The sequence below is a fragment of the Bacteroides sp. Marseille-P8574 genome (assembly GCF_902825465.1).
GTDB lineage: Bacteria > Bacteroidota > Bacteroidia > Bacteroidales > Bacteroidaceae > Bacteroides > Bacteroides uniformis.
On the sequence record NZ_CADEBE010000002.1, the window covers coordinates 237619 to 263823 of the forward strand.

The 26205-nt window shown below is 42.0% G+C and carries 19 protein-coding genes; 2 read left to right on the top strand and 17 right to left on the bottom strand.

Translation table 11 applies throughout. The features are described 5' to 3' along the window. Positions 1-65: 65 nt before the first annotated feature. From HUX74_RS13335 to HUX74_RS13345, 3 genes are all read right to left on the bottom strand, one after another. Positions 66-2363 carry a patatin-like phospholipase family protein gene (locus tag HUX74_RS13335; RefSeq protein ID WP_174646827.1) on the bottom strand — a complete coding sequence of 766 codons (2298 nt, stop codon included), beginning with the start codon at positions 2361-2363 and terminating at the stop codon, positions 66-68. A 180-nt stretch (positions 2364-2543) separates the two neighbouring features. After that, complete coding sequence (gene htpG / locus HUX74_RS13340) at positions 2544-4592, bottom strand: molecular chaperone HtpG (RefSeq protein ID WP_138345456.1); 2049 nt, start codon at positions 4590-4592, stop codon at positions 2544-2546. A 111-nt stretch (positions 4593-4703) separates the two neighbouring features. After that, on the bottom strand, positions 4704-7232 hold the full coding sequence (locus HUX74_RS13345; protein ID WP_138345458.1) for an ATP-dependent Clp protease ATP-binding subunit: 2529 nt from the start codon (positions 7230-7232) through the stop codon (positions 4704-4706). 301 nt (positions 7233-7533) lie between these two features. On the opposite strand from HUX74_RS13345, the gene gyrA reads away from it, so the two are divergent. After that, positions 7534-10062 carry a DNA gyrase subunit A gene (gene gyrA, locus HUX74_RS13350; RefSeq protein WP_117964560.1) on the top strand — a complete coding sequence of 843 codons (2529 nt, stop codon included), beginning with the start codon at positions 7534-7536 and terminating at the stop codon, positions 10060-10062. Between the two features lie 30 nt (positions 10063-10092). Next, positions 10093-11334: a M48 family metallopeptidase gene (locus tag HUX74_RS13355; RefSeq protein ID WP_117964559.1), complete on the top strand. Its 1242-nt coding sequence runs from the start codon at positions 10093-10095 to the stop codon at positions 11332-11334. 186 nt (positions 11335-11520) lie between these two features. Here HUX74_RS13355 and HUX74_RS13360 read toward each other — a convergent pair whose 3' ends face one another. The 14 genes from HUX74_RS13360 to ftsY form a co-directional block, all read right to left on the bottom strand. Then, positions 11521-12654: a universal stress protein gene (locus HUX74_RS13360; protein WP_174646828.1), complete on the bottom strand. Its 1134-nt coding sequence runs from the start codon at positions 12652-12654 to the stop codon at positions 11521-11523. Positions 12655-12734: 80 nt separating this feature from the next. Beyond that, the gene (locus tag HUX74_RS13365; protein ID WP_085929906.1) at positions 12735-13010 is read right to left on the bottom strand and encodes a DNA-binding protein; all 276 of its coding nucleotides are present in this window, start codon (positions 13008-13010) and stop codon (positions 12735-12737) included. 249 nt (positions 13011-13259) lie between these two features. Continuing rightward, a complete protein-coding gene (locus tag HUX74_RS13370) occupies positions 13260-14105 on the bottom strand; it encodes a tetratricopeptide repeat protein (RefSeq protein WP_005827754.1) in 846 nt (281 codons plus the stop codon). A gap of 10 nt (positions 14106-14115) precedes the next feature. Continuing rightward, on the bottom strand, positions 14116-15960 hold the full coding sequence (locus tag HUX74_RS13375) for a BatD family protein (RefSeq protein ID WP_174646829.1): 1845 nt from the start codon (positions 15958-15960) through the stop codon (positions 14116-14118). A 21-nt stretch (positions 15961-15981) separates the two neighbouring features. Beyond that, a complete protein-coding gene (locus tag HUX74_RS13380) occupies positions 15982-16683 on the bottom strand; it encodes a tetratricopeptide repeat protein (RefSeq protein WP_174646830.1) in 702 nt (233 codons plus the stop codon). Then, entirely contained in the window at positions 16680-17708 is a 1029-nt protein-coding gene (locus tag HUX74_RS13385; RefSeq protein WP_005827751.1) for a VWA domain-containing protein, read from the bottom strand. Before HUX74_RS13385 ends, HUX74_RS13380 begins: the two co-directional genes overlap by 4 nt. Positions 17709-17787: 79 nt before the next feature. Then, the gene (locus HUX74_RS13390; RefSeq protein ID WP_174646831.1) at positions 17788-18771 is read right to left on the bottom strand and encodes a VWA domain-containing protein; all 984 of its coding nucleotides are present in this window, start codon (positions 18769-18771) and stop codon (positions 17788-17790) included. A gap of 95 nt (positions 18772-18866) precedes the next feature. Next, positions 18867-19946, bottom strand: coding sequence for a hypothetical protein (locus tag HUX74_RS13395; protein WP_174646832.1), 1080 nt, complete (start codon positions 19944-19946; stop codon positions 18867-18869). A gap of 7 nt (positions 19947-19953) precedes the next feature. Further along, complete coding sequence (locus HUX74_RS13400; protein ID WP_005827747.1) at positions 19954-20823, bottom strand: DUF58 domain-containing protein; 870 nt, start codon at positions 20821-20823, stop codon at positions 19954-19956. Between the two features lie 168 nt (positions 20824-20991). Further along, positions 20992-21987, bottom strand: a complete 996-nt coding sequence (locus HUX74_RS13405; protein ID WP_057256497.1) for a MoxR family ATPase — start codon at positions 21985-21987, stop codon at positions 20992-20994. A gap of 194 nt (positions 21988-22181) precedes the next feature. Next, positions 22182-23363, bottom strand: a complete 1182-nt coding sequence (locus HUX74_RS13410; RefSeq protein WP_174646833.1) for an HU family DNA-binding protein — start codon at positions 23361-23363, stop codon at positions 22182-22184. A 27-nt stretch (positions 23364-23390) separates the two neighbouring features. Continuing rightward, entirely contained in the window at positions 23391-23663 is a 273-nt protein-coding gene (locus tag HUX74_RS13415; RefSeq protein WP_117600868.1) for an HU family DNA-binding protein, read from the bottom strand. Positions 23664-23741: 78 nt separating this feature from the next. Beyond that, the gene (rimO, locus tag HUX74_RS13420) at positions 23742-25040 is read right to left on the bottom strand and encodes a 30S ribosomal protein S12 methylthiotransferase RimO (protein WP_117964557.1); all 1299 of its coding nucleotides are present in this window, start codon (positions 25038-25040) and stop codon (positions 23742-23744) included. After that, complete coding sequence (gene ftsY / locus HUX74_RS13425) at positions 25037-25996, bottom strand: signal recognition particle-docking protein FtsY (RefSeq protein ID WP_005827738.1); 960 nt, start codon at positions 25994-25996, stop codon at positions 25037-25039. Before ftsY ends, rimO begins: the two co-directional genes overlap by 4 nt. Positions 25997-26205 lie beyond the last annotated feature (209 nt).

The window sequence follows — 26205 nt, forward strand, 5'->3', positions numbered from 1 at the left end:
ACGGGTGCAAAGATACGTACTTTTTCCGAATTAGCAAACAATATACAAACTTTTTTTGAAGAAATTTATTCGACAAAGCGATAATTAAACAACTGCCAGCCGATTGTCATCCCCACATTCCACTCCCTTCTCGGTGAGCTATAATGATTTACATAAGCAGAGATGGCTCCGAAGGGCAAATGACAAATAACAGAAACTTCTCCCATATACTCAAAGCGGGAGAATGCTTTTCCATAATACGCTTTATTCAATGCATTCTTTTTTATCGGAAAAATCGGCGTAAAGCCATAAAATTCTGTCCGAAACTGGAACATATCATTCAAAACATATATCGGTTTGATGCCGGCAGCCACATATTGGTTGGCACGAAAAGCTTCATTGTACATCAGTTTACTATGTGGAGTCGGTGCAAATTCTCCTGCCTGCATCATAGTTGCCGTATAATTCTCAGAAAAATTTTTCGACGAATACAGTGCTTCTGCCATCCATCCCAAGGTGAACTTCGGTCCCATTGTGTGATATGCCTCCTTCATATAAGAAATTTGCAACCATGATTGCCGTTCTTGCGGAGAAGGACTGTACCCTTCTTGCGGATTCCCAGGTTCAAATCTTTCCCTCCCGGTAAAGACCTGGGCTATCAACTTCTCCAAATAACCTTTTGTCGCGTATTGCCGCGTATTTAGGGTACTCCCATAGAAACCGATGGAACCTCCCAAAAGTTTGTATGTACTTCTGTCCGAACGGTCCTTATCGAAATCTATTACGCTGGATTGAAAATAGTTATCTTCCAGTTGGCCATACCCCAGACTGAACTCCGCACGCTTATTGGCCAGAAACGGCAAGGCAACCATCAACTTCACAAAGCGCTCATCTTTTGAATTGAATGAAGGCTTGTCATTCTTGGAAAACAACTTATCCTTCTTGTAGTAATCGAAGGTACTGATTGAAGCAATAAAACGAAAGGATGTAGGTATGCGGGTAGGCAAATCAATCTTACCCATCAACTGTGCATTATTATAAATCTTACCCAACTGACCGTCAAAAGTTATTTCCTTGGAATAATAATTCAAGTTCTGATATCCTACTCCCAAATAGATTTGGTTTGAGCTCGTGGTAGAGACACTGCCCCCCAGACGCACGGAAAAATTATCCTCCATCTTCACCTTCAAATGCAGCTGATATAAATCGGCTTCCGAATCATACACTGCGTGAGGAACTATTTCCGAAATCATATTATCTGCCAGCAAACGGAAATACCCGCGCTTCAAGTCTTCATAAGTAAAGACTTCATGCTCCTCATCATGGAATTCTTTTTTGATGTAGGCTTGCTGTTGGGCATTCGCCCCTTCAATAATAATATCCCGGAAACGGAATTGAGGTAGGTTACTCCGGAAGACAAGGCGCCTCAAACGCACATTATCAGCATTCACCCTACGGTGAACACGGCTTTTGATGGAATCCATCATATTAAGAGTACGGTTGTAGCCTATATCGTGCAATTCCTGCAGACGGTCAAAATCCAGCAGGTTGACATCATCGTACTTGAAGGTCATGACTATACCCAATGAGTCCGGAATGGAATAATCGGTCTTCTGCATAATCATATTCTCCAATTGGCTCATCAGGTCATTCTCCTTCGGCTTACCGGGATTTGCCGCCACCACACTGCCAATAATGACATCCGGATGAAAATCTTCCCGCATCACATCCGTAGGGAAATTATTATAAATACCGCCATCATAAGCAAGTGTACTGTCTATTTCTATCGGTTTAAAGACAAATGGAAAGCTCATGGAAGCACGTACCGCATCTCCCAAATCCCCTTTACCCAATACCAATGGCTTTTTATTGTACACATCGGATGCTATACAGCGAAAAGGGACAAACAGATTGTTGAAATTACCGCCACATGCAGCTGTAGCGCGTGCAAACAATTCCACAAATACCAAATTCATCTGTATAGGGTTGACCATGCTTGTAGGAAGTATCTGGGGCTTTATATGCAGCGAGTCCCTAAAAGCGAAACGGATATTGAAAAATTCCGGTGAAGGACGATTCTTTTTAAAATAATACTCGTATTTGGGCTCCACTTTACCCGAATACCAACGCTTAAAGTCGGGAGAGCGCAACAGCGCCTCCATATCGTCCGGAGAATACCCCATAGCATACAGCGAACCGATGATAGCTCCCATAGAGGTTCCGGTTATATAATCAATGGGGATATTATTCTCTTCCAAAGCCCGGATAATGCCAATATGAGTCATGCCTTTTGCTCCACCGCCACTCAATACAAGCCCCACTTTCTGAGCTTGTAAAACAAAGGTACATAGAAGAAACGACAAAAACAATAAAACTCTTTTCATAACTATGCGATTCCGAGTAAGATAAATGTTCATTGCCCCAAATATAAACAATAGTTTCTAAAAATGCCGTATTCAACGGAGAAAATCACTTTATAATTGGTGAAAATGAATAAAAAAGGGTATTGCGACTCTGAAGAATCACAATACCCTTGCATATATTAAATGCAAATTTAAAGGGACTTATTTTATCAGGTCAATGCTTCTCTTGACAAAGTTGTTCAAAGCTTCACCTTTCAACATACCATTCTGCAACAGTGCCAAATCTATCAGCTGACGGACAACCTTATTCTTGGCTGCATAATCGGCAAAGACACCTTCTTTCTGCGTTTTCAGTTCATTCCACTTCTTATCCAGCTCACTTACCTTATCTTTTTCGGCAGTCGGTATATCCTCATCTTTCTTTCCTTCCTGCTTCTTTTTCAACTCATTACGTTGCTTGTTCACTTCATCCATCTCTGCCTGAACTGGAGCAACGGCAGCAGCACATTCCTTGTCCTCATCTGCCAGCACTTCCTTCACCAGCTTATGGTCTGAATTCAATACTAGGTTAAACATATCCGGCATTTCGCCATAGAAGCTCATTCCAGCCTGAATATTGGCCATTTCCTTCATACGGCGCATGTACTCGCTCTGAGTTATCATGATAGGAGTGGCGTTTTCGCCCAAAGCCTGCGCCGTGATGTTGAACTCCGTCTTATCCATCTTGGGCAACTGGCTCTTGAAGATGGAAGAAAGAACTTCCTGCTTGCCGGCTTCCAACGCTTCATTCTTCTTGTCTTCCTTGACAATCAGATTATCAATAATATCGCTGTCTACACGAGTGAAGCGAACCTTTTCGAACTTCTGTTCCAACATGCTCACCACCGCAATGTCCAGCTGTCCATCCATCAACAGCACATTGTATCCTTTATTCGTAGCGGCCTCTATGTAGCTGTATTGTTCATCTTTATTGTTGGCATACAGATAAATCAGATTTCCATCCTTATCCGTCTGGTTATCTTTAATCAACGTCTTATACTCTTCGAAAGTATAATATTTGCTGTCTGTATCGGTGAAAAGGGCAAAATCCTTGGCTCTATCATAGAAATCTTCCTGCGTAAGCATTCCGTAGTTGATGAAGATTTTCAAGTCATTCCACTTTTCCTCAAACTGTTTACGGTCATTCTTGAAGATAGACTGCAAACGGTCTGACACCTTCTTCGTGATATATGTAGAAATCTTCTTCACGTTGGCATCGCTCTGCAGATAAGAACGGGAAACGTTCAATGGAATGTCCGGTGAATCGAGCACACCATGCAGCAGGGTCAAGAAATCAGGAACAATACCTTCCACCGAATCCGTTACATATACCTGGTTACAGTAGAGCTGAATCTTATTCTTGTTCAACTCAATGTTGCTTTTCACTTTAGGGAAGTACAGAATACCGGTAAGGTGGAACGGATAATCCACATTCAGATGAATCCAGAATAAAGGTTCGTCGGACATAGGATAAAGGTCACGGTAGAACTTCTTATAATCTTCATCTTTCAATTCGCTGGGTTTCAGCGTCCACAACGGGTTGGAATCATTGATGATATTATCCTCGGCAGTTTCAACCTGCTTGCCGTCTTTCCATTCTTTCTTCTTGCCGAATGCAACCGGAATAGGGAGGAAACTGCAATACTTCTTCAACAAAGAGGAGATGCGTGCTTCTTCAAGGAATTCCTTGCAGTCATCGTCTATGTAAAGAACGATATCCGTACCACGTTCTGCCTTATCAGTGTCTTCAATCGTAAACTCCGGACTGCCATCGCATGTCCACTTTACAGCCTGGGTGCCTTCCCGATAGGATTTAGTGATGATTTCGACTTTCTTGGCAACCATAAAAGCCGAATAGAAACCCAATCCGAAATGGCCGATGATGGCGTTGGCATCGTTTTTATATTTCTCAAGGAAGTCATTGGCGCCAGAGAAAGCTATCTGGTTAATATACTTGTCTATTTCTTCAGCCGTAAGACCTATACCATGGTCGGACACCGTAATGGTATCTTTTCCCAGCGAAACATGTACGGTTAAATCGCCAACTTCACCCTTGAACTCACCGATAGAGGAGAGCGTTCTCAGCTTCTGTGTAGCATCAACCGCATTAGAAACCAACTCACGGAGAAAAATTTCATGATCACTATACAAGAACTTTTTAATGACGGGGAAGATATTCTCAGTAGTTACCCCAATATTACCTTTTTGCATACTACATTTATATTTTTTAGATTTATATTTTTAATTATTCCGGCAGATATAGCACAAAAAAAATGCCAGCCCATAAGGACTGACATTTTGACGGTTTTTATAAAGAACAGCTTATGCCTTCTTGATGCTCAACTCGTCTTTTTCTTTGTCTACTGATACGTTTACCGTATCACCCGGCTGTAACTCCGCCGCCACTATCAGCTCGGAAAGTCCATCCTCCAAGTGGTTCTGAATAGCACGCTTCAATGGACGCGCACCAAACTGTACATCGTACCCTTTCGAAGCAAGGAATGTCTTTGCATCATCCTCCACAACCAGCTTGTAACCAATTGCTTCAACCCGTTCGTACAAGCCTTTCAGCTCAATGTCCACAATCTTTGTGATGGCCTCCAAGGAGAGCTGGTCGAAAGTAATGATTTCATCCAAACGATTCAAGAATTCGGGAGCAAAGGTCTTGTTCAGAGCCTTTTGTATCACGCTGCGCGAATGTTCATTGCCATCCGTGCGGTTTTGCGCCGTAAAACCTACGCCACGGCCAAATTCCTTCAACTGTCGCGTACCGATATTGGAGGTCATAATGATAACCGTATTCTTGAAATCAATGGTTCTGCCATAATTGTCAGTCAAACGACCTTCATCCAGTACCTGAAGCAAGATGTTGAACACATCCGGATGAGCTTTCTCAATCTCATCCAGCAAGACAATGGAATACGGCTTGCGACGAACCTTTTCGGTCAACTGGCCGCCTTCCTCATAGCCCACATATCCCGGAGCGGCACCAATCATACGAGATACGGTGTATTTCTCCATATACTCGCTCATATCGATACGTATCAAGGCATCGGCAGAGCCAAACATATATTTTGCCAATTGCTTTGCCAAATGCGTCTTACCCACACCAGTAGGGCCAAGGAACATAAAGGTTCCGATGGGATGGTTCGGGTCTTTCAACCCTACACGGCTACGCAAGATTGCTTTGGTAAGTTTCTCTATCGCAGCATCTTGAGCTATCACCTTCGCCTGTAGTTCTTCCTTCATTCCGGCCAGTTTAAGTCCTTCTGCCTGCGCCATGCGCTGTACGGGTACACCGGACATCATCGAAATAACATTGGCTATTTCCTCTTCGCCTACCGTTTGGCGGTCATCCTTCAAACGGGCTTCCCACTCGACCTTCATCTCCTCCAAGCGGACAGAAAGTTCCTTCTCACGGTCACGGTAGCTAGCAGCCAGCTCAAAATTCTGTGATTTTACAGCTTCAGCCTTCAAGCCACGTGCCTCTTCAATCAGCTTTTCCTGCTCCTCAATTTCTTTCGGAACATTAATATTCGTCAAATGCACACGCGACCCCGCCTCGTCCAAAGCATCAATAGCTTTATCCGGGAAGTTGCGGTCGGTTATATAGCGTGCTGACAACTTGACACATGCTTCCAAGGCTTCATCCGTGTAGCTCACGTTATGATGGTCTTCATACTTCTCCTTGATATTCTTCAATATCTGAAGCGTTTCTTCAGCTGTGGTAGGCTCTACAATCACCTTTTGGAAACGACGTTCCAAAGCACCGTCTTTCTCAATATTCTTTCTGTATTCATCGAGAGTGGTAGCTCCAATACACTGGATTTCACCACGCGCTAAAGCCGGTTTCAGCATATTGGCAGCATCCATGGAACCGGCAGCAGCACCGGCACCTACAATCGTATGGATTTCATCGATGAAAAGGATGACATTCGGATTTTTCTGCAACTCGTTGATAATAGAGCGGATACGTTCCTCAAACTGACCACGATATTTTGTTCCCGCCACCACAGAGGCCATATCAAGCATCACCACGCGCTTTTCAAACAAAATGCGCGAAACTTTCTTTTGCACAATACGCAATGCCAAACCCTCTACAATGGCAGATTTTCCGACTCCTGGTTCACCGATAAGCACCGGATTGTTCTTCTTGCGGCGGCTCAAGATTTGCGCCAGACGTTCAATCTCGCGTTCGCGACCCACAACCGGGTCCAGCTTGCCTTCTTCGGCAGCCCGGGTCATGTCTACGCCGAAATTGTCCAGCACGGGGGTATCATTGGACGGCTTTCTAGATGCAGTCTGTGCAGCCGAAGCCGAACCAGCCCCTCCAGTACGGGAGGAGCGAGACATACTCATGTCTTCTTCATCCTCTTCATCATCCTCAGCGAATCCCATTCCCGCATTCGGATTGGTCGATTTCATCGAAAGCTGTTCAAATACAGCCTGATAATCCACCCGGTGTTCTTCCAAAACAGTTGCAGCAAGATTGTCTCCGTCTTTCAAGATAGCCAGCAATACATGTTCCGTATCGGCAGTTGCACTTTTCAGCAAACGCGCTTCAAGCATACACATCTTCAATATCTTAGCCGTCATCGGGGACAAGGGCACTTCAGCGTCCGGCAAGAGAGTATCGTCCTCGGCATCTTTCAGGAAACCCTCCAGGCGACTTTTTACTCGTTTTAAATCTATATCAAGTTTCAACAATATTTCAATAGCTTTTCCTCCGCCATCACGCAACATGCCGAGCAGAAGGTGTTCCGGACCAATATAACGATTTCTCAATCGATTGGCTTCTTCCTTGCTATAAGTAATTATGTCTGAAACTCTTTGTGAAAATTGATTGTTCATATTTTATAATTCTCCTCAATTAAAAAGGTTATCCACGACAAAGATACGCATTTATTAATTCAACGTATCATATTTAACTGATTTAATAGTATACAAATCCCGTGCCACAAATTTCAAATCTGTTTTTCCATTTTATACCTTATATATTAATGGCAACTTGGGGAGGAAAGGAGGGAGTACTTCTATATTTATGCCGCAGGCAACAAAGTTTATGGAGGAAAACTTTTGTATATCGTAAAAAAGCAGTACTTTAGCGTGGTTTTTCACGAACCCGAAAATGTATAATTAATAATCTTTTTAAATGCTTGAACAAGACAGAATTATAAAGATTAACATCGAGGAGGAAATGAAGTCATCGTACATTGACTACTCTATGTCGGTCATTGTCTCACGTGCCCTTCCGGATGTTAGAGATGGTTTTAAACCCGTTCACCGAAGAATTCTTTTCGGAATGATGGGATTGGGAAATACCTCCGACAAACCTTATAAAAAATCAGCCAGAGTTGTAGGTGAAGTATTAGGTAAATATCACCCTCATGGCGACTCGTCCGTTTACGGAGCTCTTGTACGTATGGCTCAGCCTTGGGCAATGCGTTACATGTTGGTAGACGGACAAGGTAACTACGGTTCAGTAGACGGTGACAGCGCTGCTGCCATGCGTTATACCGAGTGTCGTTTGCGAAAAATTGGTGAAGACATGATGACAGACCTTGAAAAAGAGACTGTTGACATGCAGAACAATTTCGATGACTCTCTGCAAGAGCCTACCGTCATGCCGGCCCGTATTCCAAATCTTTTGGTAAATGGTGCATCTGGTATTGCTGTAGGTATGGCTACCAATATGCCGACTCATAATCTATCTGAGGTTATTGACGCTTGTATTGCATACATCGAAAATAATGACATCGATATAGAAGAGTTGATGACGTATGTTAAAGCTCCCGACTTCCCGACCGGAGGCTATATATACGGTATGAACGGTGTTCGCGAAGCCTATCTCACAGGACGCGGACGTGTCATAATGCGTGCTAGAGCCGAAATTGAGACTGGTTCGACGCACGATAAAATCGTTGTGACAGAAATTCCTTATGGCGTCAACAAAGCTGAATTGATTAAGAATATAGCCGATTTGGCCAACGAAAAGAAAATTGAAGGTATTGCCAATGCTAATGACGAATCCGACCGTGAAGGTATGCGTATCGTTATTGATGTAAAACGTGATGCAAATGCCAGCGTTGTACTCAACAAGCTCTACAAGATGACAATGCTGCAGACATCTTTTGGTGTGAACAATGTTGCATTGGTACATGGCCGTCCACGTCTGTTGAATCTAAAAGATTTGATAAAATACTTCGTTGAGCACAGACACGACGTAGTCATCCGCCGTACTCAGTACGATTTGCGCAAGGCCAAAGAACGTGCACATATTCTGGAAGGATTAATCATTGCATCTGATAATATCGACGAAGTAATTAAGATTATCCGTGCTGCTAAAACACCGAATGATGCGATATCTGGTTTGATGGAGCGATTCCAACTCAGTGAAATTCAGTCACGTGCTATTGTTGAAATGCGTTTGCGCCAGCTCACAGGCCTGATGCAAGACCAACTGCACGCCGAATATGAGGAAATTCAGAAGCAGATTGCTTATTTGGAAGAGATTCTTGTCAATGACGAACTCTGCCGCAAAGTCATTAAAGATGAACTGATTGAAGTAAAAGAGAAGTATGGTGACGAACGTCGCTCAGAAATCGTCTACTCATCAGAAGAATTCAATCCGGAAGACTTCTATGCAGATGATGAAATGATTATCACCATCTCACACATGGGATACATCAAGCGTACACCGCTGAGCGAATTCCGTGCGCAAAACCGTGGTGGGGTAGGCTCCAAAGGTACCGAAACCCGCGATGCAGACTTTGTAGAGCATATTTATCCTGCAACCATGCATAATACCATGATGTTCTTTACACAGAAAGGTAAATGTTACTGGCTGAAGGTATACGAAATCCCTGAAGGTACTAAGAATTCGAAAGGTCGCGCCATCCAGAATTTGTTGAATATCGACTCTGACGATGCTGTAAACGCCTATTTGCGCGTGAAGAACCTGAACGACCAAGAGTTTATCAACAGCCATTATGTATTGTTCTGTACCAAAAATGGTGTCATTAAGAAAACATTGCTTGAGCAGTATTCACGCCCTCGCCAAAATGGTGTAAATGCTATCACTATCCGTGAAGACGACCGTGTAATCGAAGTGCGTATGACAAACGGCGACAATGAAATCATCATTGCCAACCGTAACGGACGTGCCATTCGTTTCCATGAAAGTGCTGTGCGTGTTATGGGACGTACTGCCACCGGTGTACGTGGCATGACATTGGATGAGGACGGTCAAGACGAAGTAGTAGGTATGATATGCATCAAAGATCCTGAGGCGGAAACAATTATGGTTGTATCAGAACAAGGATATGGCAAACGTTCGGATATTGAAGATTATCGCAAAACCAATCGTGGAGGTAAAGGTGTGAAAACAATGAATATCACCGATAAAACGGGTAAATTAGTAACGATCAAGTCTGTTACAGATGAAAATGACTTGATGATTATTAATAAATCCGGTATTACCATCCGTCTGAAAGTTGCCGATGTTCGTATCATGGGACGTGCTACACAAGGTGTACGCCTAATCAACCTTGAGAAACGTAATGACGAAATTGGCTCTGTATGCAAAGTCACTTCAGAAAATGAAGAGGAACTTATAGAGGAGGGGGAAGAAAATACCCTTGAAAGCCCTCAGAACGAGGTAAACAGTGAAAATGAAGAATAGACATAATATTAATTTAAATTTTCTACAATCATGAAAAGAGTATTATTTTCAATGGTTTTACTACTTGCCGCAAGTTTTACTTTCGCCCAAGAAAAGAACGTAAAAGAGGCTAAAAGTATTGCTAACGGAGTAAATCCTGACTTTGCCAAAGCAGAGGAACTGATAAATCAAGCTTTAACTAATCCCGAAACAAAGGACAATGCCGAAACGTGGGATGTAGCAGGTCTTATCCAAAGAAAAAGAAGTGAGAAAGAAATGGAAAATGCCTATCTGAGAAAACCTTATGACACTCTTCAGGTATATAATAGTGCATTAAACATGTGTAAATTCTACTTCAAATGTGACGAATTAGCACAAATTCCCAATGAAAAGGGCAAAATCAAGAATAAATATAGAAAATCTAATTCTGCTACAATTTTAGCAGAACGCGGCAATCTGATCAATGGCGGCATCCAATTCTTTAATTTGGCCTCACAAAAAGAAGGCGATGCAGCCAAGGAAGGCAATAAAAAAGCGTTGGATTTCTTTGCAACCTACATTGATATTGCTATCAACCCGATGTTTGAAAAGGAAAATCTGTTACAAACAGATACTGTATTACCTCAAATAGCATATTATGCAAGTTTAGCAGCTGCTAAGATGGAAGATTATCCTAGTATTTTGAAGTATGCTCCTTATGCGCAAGACGATAAAGAAGTTGGGAAATACGCTATGGAATTTATCTCTACTGCATTGAAAGCCGAAGGTGATACTGTTAAATGGATTGCTTCTTTGAAAGAAGGTATCCAGAAATATCCTGAACATTCATTCTTCTTCGGTCATTTGATTGATTATTATAGCAATAACAACAAATATGACGAGGCTATGCAGTTTGCTGATGATATGTTGGCTAAAGATCCTAACAATACATTCTATTTGTATGTAAAAGGCTACCTTTATCACAATATGAAGGACTATGATAAAGCTATTGAATTCTATAAGAAAACTATAGAAGTAGATCCTAATTATGCAGAAGCATACTCTAATTTAGGTTTAATTTACTGCTTACAAGCACAAGATTTCTCAGAAAAAGCAACTACAGATATTAATGATCCTAAGTATAAAGAAGACCAAGCTACTCTGAAGACTTTCTATGAAAAGGCAAAACCTTATTATGAAAAGGCAAGAGAACTGAAACCTGATCAAAAAGATTTATGGTTAAATGGTCTATATAGAGTGTATTATAATTTGCAGATGGGCCCTGAATTCGAAGAAATTGAAAAGTTGATGTAATACTTTCTTTCAGAATAATAAAAGCCTAATTAATAATTTAATTAGGCTTTTATTATTCTGAAAGAAAGTAAAGAATATTATTTCTTAAGTGAGAGAGAAGAAGAACTAAAATTAGATTAAATTATCCCGGCATTATATTAAACATAATCCTGATATTGATCAAACCATATATATCCAATTCAACACCTACGTATTCGGTCTTCCGTAAATTACCAACAATGGTGTATCAGAATGGAAAATCATCTTTCTGGCAATACCAGGATTAAATAAGCGCGAAAATATATTTCTTTTATAAGAAGTTAATGTCATAATATCAATATGATTACTTTTGATATAACTGTCTAAACTACTAAGCAGATTATCGTTCTTTACCACATCATAGTATATTTCCAATTGTGGATATTGTTTTTGAAAATATTCCTTAATACCAGCCAGTTTTATTTCATTCCATGTATTCTGAACATCTGAAAGATGTATCAGAGACACTGAAAACTTAAATGATTTCAGATTATTTATTAGCGAATCAAAAGCTATTAAATCACGTTGATCAAAATTAGTAATGAATGCAATACGCTTAGCTTCAGAAAATTGCTTGAATGGAGTATTTTCAGGAATGGCCAATACCGGTACACGGCTACGTTCAATCACTTCAGCCGTTACACTGCCGATCAAATCAATATCCTTCTGACTTTTACCACGAGTTCCCATTATGATAATGCGTGGCCGATATTCCTTGGTATAGCGGAGTACCTCTTCTTCAGGAATACCTTCACGCAAAACACAAGTATATTTAATATCTGGAAACTCGCCGGAAGCTACCTTCTCTTTTACTTTATCAGATAATGCATTCAAATCAGCATGAACTTTTTGTAAGATACTCCTTACATTCTCCTCATCACTTAGCTGATAGTTAAATACGTCTCCGTATGGCAAAGAAGTTGCATATATAGGAGTAAAATAAACATGTAGCAAAACAACTTCTGCACCTATATTCTGAGCGAAATTGAAACCGAACTCGCAAGCCTTCAAAGAATAATTGGAAAAATCCACTGGAATCAGCACTTTATTACTAACCTTCTCCAGTTTAGGTGACTTCCCCCCCACTACCTCTTCAGATAACCACGCAGAGCTTTCAGTAATTTTCAGAGCATGAGGTAAGTCACTCTCCTTAATACGTACACGTACGCCAGAAGAAACAACCGGTTGTATCTGGTTTACATTGTGAATATAAGTCTCAATACCTTCATTTTCAAGAACATTTTTCAATATTTGAGCTTTCGCGTACGTTAAGATTGCCAAAGTAACTAATTTATCTTCCATATATCATTGATTTTGAGATTAAAACAAACAAGAAATCCCAATTGTTGTCAGCAATTGGGATTCTATCTAACTTTCTCTTCTTAAGCTCGAACAGCTTCTTCAGTCTTACCTGCCATTTCATCTAAAATTTTTAAAGCTCGCTCTAAAACAGTAGTATCATCAATCATAACCAATCCACCATCTGGTCCAGGTTCCAAGTGAATCCCAACACTTTTCCCCTCCTTAAAATTGTGTCCACCGAAAAAATTTCTTACAGTGTCAACATTCAGTCCAAGTTCATCGGCTATTCTATGCATACTACCACTAGGCAATGAGTCTTTAATCTTACGTAATTCATTAAATGTTATTGTTCTCATATTCATAAATTTAATGGTTAATACTCTGTACTTTTTATTATCACGCTATAAACTTAAGGAAAAAAAAGGATAAAACAAACTATTTCTTTATCTTTTTTCAAAAAGAATATTGCCTCTCCAAAAAATAATCATTTTCAAGTATGCAGAATTATAAGTACAGAGAAAAAGCTCCTAAAAATAGACAGAAACAGCTCGTATAAAGCAGAATTATCGGGTTTATACGAGCTGTTTTTAGAATACAGGGAAAATTTAAATACCTTCTATGGCAGAAGCTGGAACCCACCCTACTTTACCATCTTCCAAACGAATTTCTTTCCATTCACGCATAGAGTTGTCTTTTATCTCAACTTTACGTCCCTCATGAAGAATGAACAGACTTGTACCACTTTCACTGGGAGTACTACGCACTGTGACACTAGGTGCCAACACTATAGCTTCGTTACGTTCCATCAGTTCGCCTTTTTGCTGAGCAGCAAACACATTACTCAATATAACAAGAACCAGGAATACTATTCCTGCAATAAATCCCACTTTCTTTCCCGTAATCTGTTTTGAAAAGAAAAAGAGATAGAACGAAACGAGTAATAGTACAAAGAACACAATCCCCAACTTAGCCCATGCGTCTACGCTAAGACAATTAATCAACGATTTAGTCCAAGATACAAAGAAAACCTCAGGAACTGGGATTACCTTATCGATTGTCTTAGAACGTGCTATCTCCAAATTTGCACGAATATCAGCATTACCAGGTTCCAACAACAAGGCACGCTCATAATTCAATATAGCTCTTGCTATATCATCTGCCTTATAATAACTGTTGCCAAGATTATAATAGACCTCTGCAGCCTCTCCCTTCTTTAACAGATTCTCATATATTTGAATGGCAGAAGCATAATCATTCCGTATATAAGCGCTGTCACCTTCAGCCTTTGTCACATTGCTTTCTTGCCTTGCAGCAGAGAATTCCGCATGTGAACCGACGGATGTAGAGTCACTAGCAGTCTGTAATGTATCTACAGATGCAGAATTCTGCCCATAGGCAGTAATTGCCATCACTAGACTAAGAGTAAAAAACAATATTTTATTCATTACCATTTCCTCCTGATTAATGTTTTATCGAGTTTTCCATTTTACTGATAACTTCCAAAGAAGCTGAATATACCTTATCCATAGCCTGGTTATCATCACCCGGAGCAAAGCGGGCAAACTCACAGTTATTCAATGCATCGAGGAATTCCTTTATCAACGCATCATTCACACCATAATTACGAAGTTCCTCTTCGATATTATCCTTAGACAAACGGGATACCGGAATGTTCAGTTTATCACTGATATACCCCCAAAGAGCCTTCAAAACCTCATCATAAAACGCATCTTTCTTATTCTCAGCCAATAATTTACCAGCTTGCTTCATACGTTTCACCGCCACTTTATTGGCTTTCTTGGTACGCATCTTTGCTACATTTGCATTGGCTGCTATTTGCTTACGATAGATGATAAAGAATGTAATGAATGCAATACCCGGTATCAAATAAAGTAACCAATACGTCAACGAACCGAAGAAGAAATCACCTTTGGGAGACAGAGTTACGTTATTCTGCTTGATAAAACGAATATCCTCGTTCAATACTTTCAGTTCTTCCTTGCTTGTAAAGTTTGCAATAGTCTGAGCAGCATTGCCTGCTCCCTTTTCCACATGCAATTCATACTCTTCCGTAGTCAACGTTTTATACGAACGGGAATTAATATCAAAATAACTGAACTTTACGGCAGGAATCTTATAAGTTCCAGCATTACGAGGAATTGCCAGATACTCAATGACCTTGCTACCGGAGAGGCCCGAATTTGTCAGACGGAATTTATTGTCCACCTTCGGATCATATACTTCAAAATCCTCGGGGAATTTAACTTCCGGATTAGAGAGCAATTTCAGATTACCGGTACCAGAAATGACAAGTTTGACAGTAACAGCATCATTGGTCTTGACATTTGTACTATTGATAGAAGAAGTTATATTGAACTCTCCCACTCCTCCCGAAAAATCGGCTGGCTTACCTGCCGGCAAGGGCTTTACGTCAATTGTCAGTTGCGGAGTCAAAATAGTCTTTTTCACCTCTACGTAATTGCTTCCTCCATTGAAAAACGCCTCGAACGGATCGGATACTTGTGTAGCCTTGGCTATAGAAGCGTCAAAACGTGCTGCATCAATTGTCAGTTTACCGGCTTGTTGCGGGAACAACACAAACTGACGATAGATTGTAGACTGATAATTTCTACCTTTATAATGCTCCAATCCCCATCTTCTGTCATTAGGTAATTCTACTTCCTGAGAATGGAATCCTTTGAAGTCGGGCAACTTCACATTGTCAAACATACGCAAGTCCACCAAGGTATATATCTTGTATGTCAATAGGAATGCTTCTTGTTCATACACCGTCGTCTTACTGGCAGTAGCTGTAATAAACAAATCACTATTCGATACAGATGTCCCGGAAGAAGCGCGGCTGGCAGTGCCCTCACTCTGTTTGCCACTATTTCCAGAAACTCCATTAGCAGCCTGATCTGCCGGAAGAACCCTTACTCGTACAGAATTCGAAACCATTTGGTTACCATCAGCAGTGATAGTGGCTCCTGGAATGGTAAAATCACCTTCTGCAGTCGCCATTAAAATATAAGTGAATGTAATACTGCTGGTTGAAGTCGTCTGCCCATTAATCATCTGCACGCTACTCTGTTGCGAGCGGCTGGGCCCCATCAACACATCAAATCCCTTAATAGAAGGAGCACGAAAATCCCTCACCTTTTGTGTAGTCACCGTATACGACAGTCTGAACTGGTCTCCTACCGCCACAGCGTCAGGAGCAGACGCAGTAAACGATACCTTGCCATCGGCAAAGGCATTCATACTGGCTGCAATCAGTGCTATCCATAAGAAAACTATTTTTCTCATATATTATTCCTATTATGTTTGTTACCAATCTTTTTCCAGACGACCTCCTTGAAGTACCTGCTGCTTTTTCACTTTATCCTGCACATCCTTCTCGTCTTGCATGACAGAGTTCAACAGCTGTTCGGCATTTTCCTTAGACATCTCATTATCTTTCTTTTCCGGCTGAGAAGGTTGTTGTTGTTGCTGGTCTTGATTCTGTTGCTGGTCTTTCTGCTGATCCTGCTGTTTATCCTGCTCCTTCTGTTGGTCCTGTTTATCCTGATCCTGGTTCTGCTGCTGGTCTTGCAACTGTTTCTGTGCCAAAGCAAGGTTATAGCGCGTTTCATCATCTTTCGGATTATTGCGTAACGACTCCTTATAGGCTTCTACCGCCTTTGCATAATCCTTCTGAGAATGAAAGATGACTCCCATATTATGATAAATCTGTGCCAAGTTCGATTTGTCCTTTTCTATCTTGGTAGCTCCCACATATTGCTCCATCGCTTCCTGCAGTTTGTTCTGCTGGGTCAATGTATTTCCCAAGTTGAACATGGAAACCGTTGACTTCGGGTTTACCTCCAAAGCCTTCCGATAGTTCACTTCTGCATCCACATATACGCTATCCTTAAAAAAACGGTTTCCCTTACGGATATAATCGCGTTCCGCCTTCTGTGCAGAAGCTGAAACTGCCACTAACAGCAGCAAAACTATTCCAATATATTTTCTCTGTAACATACGCATCATTTCTTATTAGAAAATAAATGAATGTTGCGGAACAAAGGATTCTTGCGCTCCAATATCAACATCTCAGCTAGTAACAACAGCAGAATAATCCATGCCACTGCCTGAAACTGTTCATTGAATTCCGTGTACACCTGTGTTTCCACATCTGCCTTTGCCATCTTATTGATTTCCTGACTAATCGCTTTCTGTGCACCATTGGTATTGTCTACGCGCACATAAATACCATTTCCCGCCTGAGCAATTTCCTGACACATCTGCTCATTCAAGCGAGTAACGATTACATTACCTTCACGGTCACGACGATAATCATTAGTACCCTCTATTGGAATGGGGGCACCCTCGGGCATACCTACCCCTAATACATTGACCTGGATACCTTTCTCTGCAGCAGCCTTAGCAGCTTCTACGGCACCACCTTCATGGTTTTCACCGTCGGTGATGACAATAACAGTACGTCCCACCCCTTCTTGAGGTGTAAAACTCCGGGCAGCCAGATTTATTGCAGCTCCAATTGCCGTACCCTGCTTGGAAATCAGCGAAGGGTCGATGGACTCCAAAAACATCTTGGCGGAAATATAATCACTCGTAATAGGCAACTGGGTAAATGCGTCACCCGCAAAAACAATCATACCGACCTTGTCATTCTGCATCTTATCTACCAACTGTGCCACCAGCCGTTTTGCCTTCTGCAAGCGGCTTGGCTGTACGTCTTGTGCCAGCATGGAATTGGATATATCCAACGCAATCATCACTTCCACTCCCTGACGTTTTACCGTCTCCAGTTTGGAACCAAACTGCGGACGTGCCAACAGTACCGTGAACAACCCAATAGCCGCAAAAACCAACCAAAACTTCACATCCGGACGGTATTTGGAAACATCCGGCATTAGCTGTGCCATCAGTATAGGGTCACCAAACTTACGAATGGCTTTCCTCCTCCGATAATTGGAGTACAAGTAGAAGGCCGCCAATAAAGGCAGCAACAGCAACAAGTACAAATATGCAGGTTCTTCAAATCGAAACATCTTTTTATTTACAATTTAGCAATTTACAATTTACAATTTGGCTACGCAATGACTGATACACTAAAAGACATTCTCCTTTTTACGGTATCTTCTTCAATATAGAGTTGCGTAACAGTACCTCCAGTAATACGCACAAGAAAGCAGCCAACGCAAACCAGCGGTACTCTTCCTGGCACTTGCTGTATTCTTTTACATTCAATTTTGTTTTCTCCAGCTTGTCTATCTCCTCATACACTTCCTTCAACTTCGAGTTGCTGGTGGCACGGAAATAGTTACCTTCCGTTGTTCCAGCAATCTGTGTCAAAGTCTTTTCATCAATTTCGACGGGCATATTGACATATTGCACTGTTCCACCTACCGGATAAGGATAAGGAGCCATACCATTGGTTCCTACCCCAATAGTATAAACGCGAATGCCAAAGCTCTTGGCTATTTCAGCAGCTGTCAAAGGAGAAATATCACCTTTATTATTGACACCGTCCGTCAGCAGAATAATGACTTTCGACTTTGCCTTGCTATCCTTCAAACGGGTAACGGCATTGGCAATCCCCATACCGATTGCCGTTCCGTCTTCAATCAGCCCGCACTTCATATCTTTAAGCAAGTTCAACAATACGGCATGGTCTACTGTCAATGGACATTGCGTAAAGCTTTCTCCAGCAAACAAAGTTATACCTATATTATCATTCGGACGTCCGTTAATAAACTCTGCCGCTACATCCTTCGCCGCTTCCAACCGGTTAGGTTTCAGGTCTTCGGCCAGCATACTGGTAGAAACGTCCATGGCAAGCATGATATCAATACCCTCAATCTCACTGTTCTGCCAGCTATCGGTGGTTTGCGGACGTGCCAAAACAAGAATAATCAGTATCAAGGCAATTATCCGCAATACAAACGGTACATGCAGCAAGTAGTTCTTATAGCTTTTAGGGGTATGGGCATACACACGGGCATCCGAAATCTGAAGCGTAGCTTCACTATTCTTCCGCTTCATAATATACCATACTATATAAGGTATAAGCAACAGCAGCAAAAATAAATATTCAATATTGGCAAAAACCATATTTATGTACGATTTAACGATTTACAATTCAGCTTCGCTCCAAACATCCCTCATTTTTCACTCATGTATATCCGATTGAAGTCACTTTTTCAGTATTAAGCAAAATAATTATACAACTCCAATCCAATATATATCAAGGAACTGACAAGGGCTACAGCCAACACTACAATACCCGCTCCCAGCAAAATCTTGGTACGCAAAGAACGTTTCTCGATAATGGTAATCTCCGTAGGCTGCGGTTTAGCATTCTCCTCTTCTTTCTCCTTGGTTTCATTAATAAAGTCAATGGCATTAATCAGGTTAGCGTCATTTTCGTTCACCAATGGATTATGCTTGGCAAATTTCACCAAATCAGCAGTCTGGAACAATTCACGCAAATCTGATAGAGCTTCCTTATCTTTCATTTCCAGCAACTTATCTATGATTTCCGTAGAAGTCATTTCCAAAGCATTGAAACCAAAACGGTCTTTTATATATGTACGAAGAGCATCAGTCAATTCCGTATAATATTCCTTCGGCTCCCCTTTCTGCCATACCTTCTCATTCTTGATACGTTCTATCTCCTGCATAGCCAACTGATGGGGAGGCAACTTAGGTTCTACCTTCACCTTACGGATAATAGGCTTATTGTCGAAGAAACGCATTATCAGATAGACAAGCAATATCCCTATCGGGATAATCAGCGCACCACAAGCCATAAGACCATACCAGTCTTCCCAAGCAAAAGGCGCTTGCATCACTGTTTTGGGACCGAAAAACTGTTCCGGATTCTCCAGATCTAACGGGACATTCACCGAATATACTTTCAATGCCAACGCTTTGGAGCGATACTTCTCATTATCCACCGTCACTTCCATAGGCGGCAGATAATAAAGAGCCGAATCAAAAGAGGTAACTGTATACTCTTGAGTTATCAATGCACGCCGGCCATCATTCAGCAATTGCGTATCCGGTTTGGCCACATCAATAATTTCAACCCCATTCACCAGCGTATCGGTATATACCGGGAATATGGCACGCTTATCGGCATCTAGAGATACTTGAAGTTTTATCTTTGCCTGCTCTCCAATAAGAATCTGCAAAGAGTCAATCGTAGCATCTACCGTTACCGACTGGGCTACTACCCTTCCCGACCATGCTATTAATAACGCTATCAGAAATAAATATCTTTTCATTTTCCGATTAATTTCGTTTCGCAAACAAATTCATCAATGCCTTGACATAATCCTGGTCGGTACGTACCGACACATTGTCGACATTACTCTTGGTAAACGTTTCATTCAACTCCGCCTGCTTGTTCACCCACCAATCATGATGGGCACGACGCACGGCACGCGAGGAGGTGTCAATCCACTGCTCATGTCCCGTCTCGGCATCCCTAATCTTCATCAGTCCCACGGGTGGCAATTCTTCCACGCGACGGTCGTACACCTGAACGGCAACCAGGTCATGCTTACGATTGGCAATGGTCATGGCGTTCTTGAAACTTTCCTGGTCGATGAAGTCGGACAAGACAAATGCCGTGCAACGGCGTTTCATTACGTTTGTCAGATACTCCAAGCCCAGACGAATGTTCGTCCTCCGGCTTTCCGCATGAAAATCTATCAGTTCGCGGATGATGTAAAGTATATGCTTACGTCCCTTCTTGGGCGGAATAAACTTCTCAATCCGGTCCGAAAAGAAGATGACACCAATCTTGTCATTATTCTGAATGGCAGAGAATGCCAGTGTGGCGGCAATTTCCGTCACCATATCCTTCTTCATCTGCTTTACCGTACCGAATTCCAAACTACCGGAAACATCTACCAACAACATCACTGTCAATTCGCGCTCCTCCTCAAACACCTTGACGTAAGGCTTGTTGAAGCGGGCGGTCACATTCCAGTCAATGTCGCGTATGTCGTCGCCAAACTGATACTCGCGCACTTCGGAGAATGCCATACCTCTACCCTTGAAGGCAGAGTGATACTGCCCGGCAAAGATATTGTTGGACAGTCCGCGCGTCTTTATCTCAATCTGACGGACTTTCTTCAAAAGTTCTGTTGTTTCCATTGATTTATTTTAATAATCTCATTTAAGCACACAAGCGCAATTTAGTTTATAACAGAAACTTCCCTATGAAAAGGGGTGAAGTTTTCGGTACTCAACCCTAAGGTTTACGACGCTAAACCTCAGGTATTGGATTGTAAACCTCAAGTTTACGAAAACCTCTATTATGCGTTAGGGCACTTCAACCTTGTTCAGTATCTTGCTGACGATTTCATCAGATGTCATATTGCTGGCTTCCGCCTCGTAAGTCAAGCCGATACGGTGGCGAAGTACGTCGTGTGCCACAGCGCGCACATCCTCCGGAATGACATAACCGCGACGCTTGATGAACGCGTAGCTACGGGCAGCCAGGGCCAAGTTGATGGAGGCACGGGGCGAACCGCCGAAACCAATCATGTCTTTCAGCTCTTTCAAATCGTATTTTTCCGGATAACGAGTAGCAAATACAATATCGACAATATATTTTTCGATTTTCTCATCCAGATATACCTGGCGAACCACCTTGCGGGCTTCGATAATCTCGTCAGCCTTCAAGATTGGCTTCACGTTGAACTTCTCTCCATTGATATTCTGGCGAATAATCAGTTTCTCCTCTTCCTGCTTCGGATAGTCAATTACAACTTTCAGCATGAAACGGTCCACTTGCGCTTCGGGCAGCGGATAAGTACCTTCCTGCTCAATAGGATTCTGCGTGGCAAGCACCAAAAATGGTTTGGGCAACCCGAAAGTTTCATTGCCGATAGTAACTTGACGTTCCTGCATGGCTTCCAGCAAAGCACTCTGTACTTTGGCGGGAGCACGGTTGATTTCATCAGCCAAAACAAAATTTGCGAAGACCGGACCTTTTTTTACTTGGAACGTTTCATCCTTCTGGCTGTAAACCATTGTACCTATTACGTCGGCAGGCAACAAGTCAGGCGTAAACTGAATGCGGCTGTATTGCGCATCAATCAACGAAGCAAGCGTCTTGATAGCTAAAGTCTTTGCCAAACCGGGCACACCTTCCAACAACACGTGTCCATCGGACAACAAACCAATTAACAACGACTCTACCAGATGCTTTTGTCCTACAATGACCTGGTCCATACCTGTGGTAAGATTGGTAACGAAAGCACTTTGTCTTTCAATCCGCTCATTCAGTTCGCGGATGTCAATTGTTTCAGCCATAAATCATTCTATTTTTTTAATGTTTAATTTCCTCATTTATCCGGTTTTGAACCGGTAATTATTTTTTTCGCTCCCAAAAGTACGGGAATAAATTAACCATACCAACTAATTTTTATTAAAAAACTATGCGAAACCTTTAGATTAAACTACTTTCATAGAGTTTAGTATTTAACAAAAAAAGAAGCAGTAATTTTTTACTGCTTCTTGGCCAATTTTGGTATCTTGATAGTAGTACCATAAGGCACATTATCCGGATTCTTGATTACACCGGGATTATGCTTCACGATATAAGGCCAAAGAGCTTTTGTTCCATAAAAACGAAGTGCTACCCTAGTCAGCGTTTCCCCTTCCTTGATGGTATAAGTGGTTTCTGTTCCCACAATCGTATACCCCACAGAATCCGGTTCAAACGGTACAACTGTCTTTTTTTGCTCTTTTTTAGGAGTGGGAGACTGTACTTGTACATTTTCCTTTGGAGTTTTTTTAAGCGTAGGAGTTGTTGCAGCAACAGTTTCTGCCACAGTATCTATCCGGGCAGGAGCTACAACATCTTTTGAAACAATACTGTCTGTCAAGGCAATATTGTCTTGACCGGCAGGAACCTCCACCTTTTCAGTAACAGATTCCCTCACATCCGAGTCTGCAACTTCTTCTACAAGAGGCTTTGCAGTAAGTGCGTCAAGCAAGTCCGGATAATACATGAAAGCTACGGCACCACCACACAGCAACACTACAAAAACAACGATGCCTATAAAATATTTCATAGTCGAAGAATCTGCCATATCTTTTATCACTGGCTCAGACGGTTCCGGCTCAACAGCAACTATATTTTCAGGCATTGCTTCAGGTTCCGTTTTTTCCGGTTTCTCCTCTTCAACTGCCGGTTCGGGCTCAATTAACGGCTCTTCTATTACAGTTTCCACCAAAGGTTCTTCTATCGTAGCTTCTTCCACTAAGGTAACCTTCTCCTCCACCTCTTGTTCCAGAGTTTTGATTTCAGTATCTTCATCATCTTCACTGTCATTTTCCTGCAGGGTATCCTCAAGTACCGTAGCGTCATTCAAAACTACAGTTTCAAAATGCGAAAATGGTCTATTGATAATATCTTTCAAGGACGGTTCCGGTGTAAACGACACTTTTGTATGCCCTTGTATCTCAAACCTTTCCCCCGTATTCACATTAACGCTTTCACGACTCCCGACATCTATCAGTTTGAAAGTCCCCAAACCTCGTATCTTCACATACTTATCCTTCTCCAATGACTCCTCAATCAGCTGAAAGAATTCTTTCACAAAACTATCCGCATTCTTCTTGCTCATGCCATGCCTTTCAGCCAGCGTGTCAATCAAGTCTTGTATGTTCAGTTTCTCATTCATAATACGGGAGATTTTTTTAAAAGCCGGTTACTTAAACTTATCCTTTAATAATGTACTCGGCTTATAAGTCAACACCAATTTAGGAGGTACCAGCATACGCTGCTTTGTAGTCGGATTCACAGATATACGTTCTGCCTTCTTTTTCACTTCGAATGTACCGAACCCTTGTATAGAGATAATATTCCCCTCCTCCAACTGCCGTGCCATATCCGACAGCAATGAAGCAACCAGCTCAGAAGTATCTTTCAATGTGTATCCTAACCTCCGCGATAATTCAGAAGTAAACTCTTTGTTATTCAAAATGTAAGCCTTTAAATTGAACTACGGTGCTATATTAGCAAATCTTCTTCACATAAGCAAGAAGATAAGGAAAAATCTTTAAATTATTCGCCCAAAAAGGTCGAAATCATCGGAATTTACTATCTCTACGTGGTAAAAGTTACCTATATGCAACGCTTTGTCTCCACGCTCAATCAAAACCTCCGGATCCACTTCGGGAGAATCAAATTCTGTACGTCCAATATAATATTCGCCTTCCAGCCGGTCAATGATTACTTTCATCTGCCTGCCTACTTTCTCCGCACTCAACTCCCCTGAAATGCCTTGCTGAATAGACATTAACTCATCCAGGCGGGCTTGTTTCACTTCCTGGGGAATAGAATCCTCATATTCAGCAGCGGCATACGTTCCTTCTTCTTCCGAATACGCAAAAGCCCCCATTCTATCGAAACGCACTTTACGGACAAACTCTTTCAGCTCCTCAAAATCGGCTTCAGTTTCTCCCGGATGCCCCACCATCAGTGTAGTACGGAGATGGATACCGGGAACCTCTTCACGGAATTGCTCTATCAACTTATATGTCTCACCCTTCGTCACATGACGGCGCATCTTTTGCAGCATATTATCGCTGATATGCTGCAAGGCAATATCCATATATTTGCATACATTGTCACGCTCACGCATCACACGGAATAAATCAGTCGGAAAATGTGCCGGATAAGCATAATGCAAGCGTATCCACTCCACTCCGGGAATATCCGAAATCCGCTCAACAAGCTCGGGCAACATTTGCTTCTTATATAAATCTACTCCGTAATAGGTCAACTCCTGGGCTATAACCTGGAATTCCTTTACACCCCGTGCAACCAGATACTTCACCTCGTCAAGTATCTCCTCCATCGGGCGCGACACATGCCGCCCCGTAATGATAGGGATAGCGCAATAAGAACATTTACGGTCACATCCTTCGGATATCTTCAAATAGGCATAATGCTTTGGAGTGGTCAATGTACGCTCTATGTGCAACTCGTCATGATAGGCCTTTCCCAAATCCTGCAATAACTCTCTCCAATTGAATTTACCATAGAATTTATCCACCTGGGGAATTTCAACGGCCAATTCCTTCAGATAACGTTCCGAAAGGCAGCCCATTACATAAAGCTTCTCCAAGCTTCCTTCCTCCTTGGCCTGCGCAAATTCCAGAATCATATTAATGGATTCCTCCTTGGCGTCACCAATGAAACCGCAAGTATTGATCACGGCAATCTGCCCTTTCGGCCTTTCCGCATCATGTGTCACATGGAATCCCACTTCCTCCAACTGGCGCATCAAATGTTCCGAATCCACCAGGTTTTTAGAACATCCTAAAGTAATGATATCTATAGTCTTCCGTTTCATGCATTCTCCCCGAACAGTGAATCAACAAATTCCTTTTTACGGAACACCTGCAAATCTTCCATGCCTTCACCCAATCCAATATATTTAACCGGAATTTTAAACTGGTCTGAAATGCCGATGACTACGCCACCCTTGGCTGTTCCGTCCAACTTTGTAACAGCCATTGCCGTAACCTCCGTTGCCAGAGTGAACTGCTTGGCTTGCTCGAATGCATTCTGCCCGGTTGAGCCATCCAACACAAGCAACACCTCATTCGGAGCATCAGGGACAACCTTCTTCATCACATTCTTGATTTTCGTCAGTTCATTCATCAAACCGACTTTATTATGAAGGCGTCCTGCCGTATCTATAATTACCACATCGGCATTATTAGCAGTTGCGGAACTCAGTGTGTCAAAAGCGACAGAAGCCGGGTCAGCACCCATTTTCTGCTTCACAACAGGCACACCTACCCGTTCACCCCATATCACCAACTGCTCCACAGCAGCAGCACGGAAAGTATCGGCAGCACCCAGATAAACAGACTTTCCTGCTTTCTTGAACTGATAAGCCAGTTTACCAATCGTAGTAGTCTTCCCTACACCATTGACGCCCACTACCATAATGACGTATGGTTTCTTCGCAATCGGTGCTTCAAAGTCATCCACATCCTCCGAATTATTCTCTGTAAGCAACGCTGCGATTTCATCACGTAAAATATGATTCAGCTCAGTGGCATTCATATATTTGTCGGCTGCTGCACGCTTTTCGATACGTTCAATAATTTTCAGTGTCGTTTCCACGCCCACATCCGAAGTTATCAACACCTCTTCCAGGTTATCCAATACTTCATCATCAACTTTTGACTTTCCTGCCACGGCACGCGCAATCTTGCCAAATACACTTTCTTTGGTCTTAGATAATCCTTTATCTAATGTTTCCTTTTTTTCCTTGGAGAAAAAACTAAAAAATCCCATACACTAATTATTTTTATGCAACCTGTTTTCGCATTCCCTGCAAAGATAGTGCAAACCGGATGCAGAATAAAATGAACCCGTTCATTTTTTATGCTGAGGTGCAGCCTATCTTCGCATTTTCAGCAAAGATATAACAAAACTGACGAATATTAAAAACTTCGTCCTCTTTTTAAAAAGAAATCCCCTTACCGGAAATACCGACAAGGGGA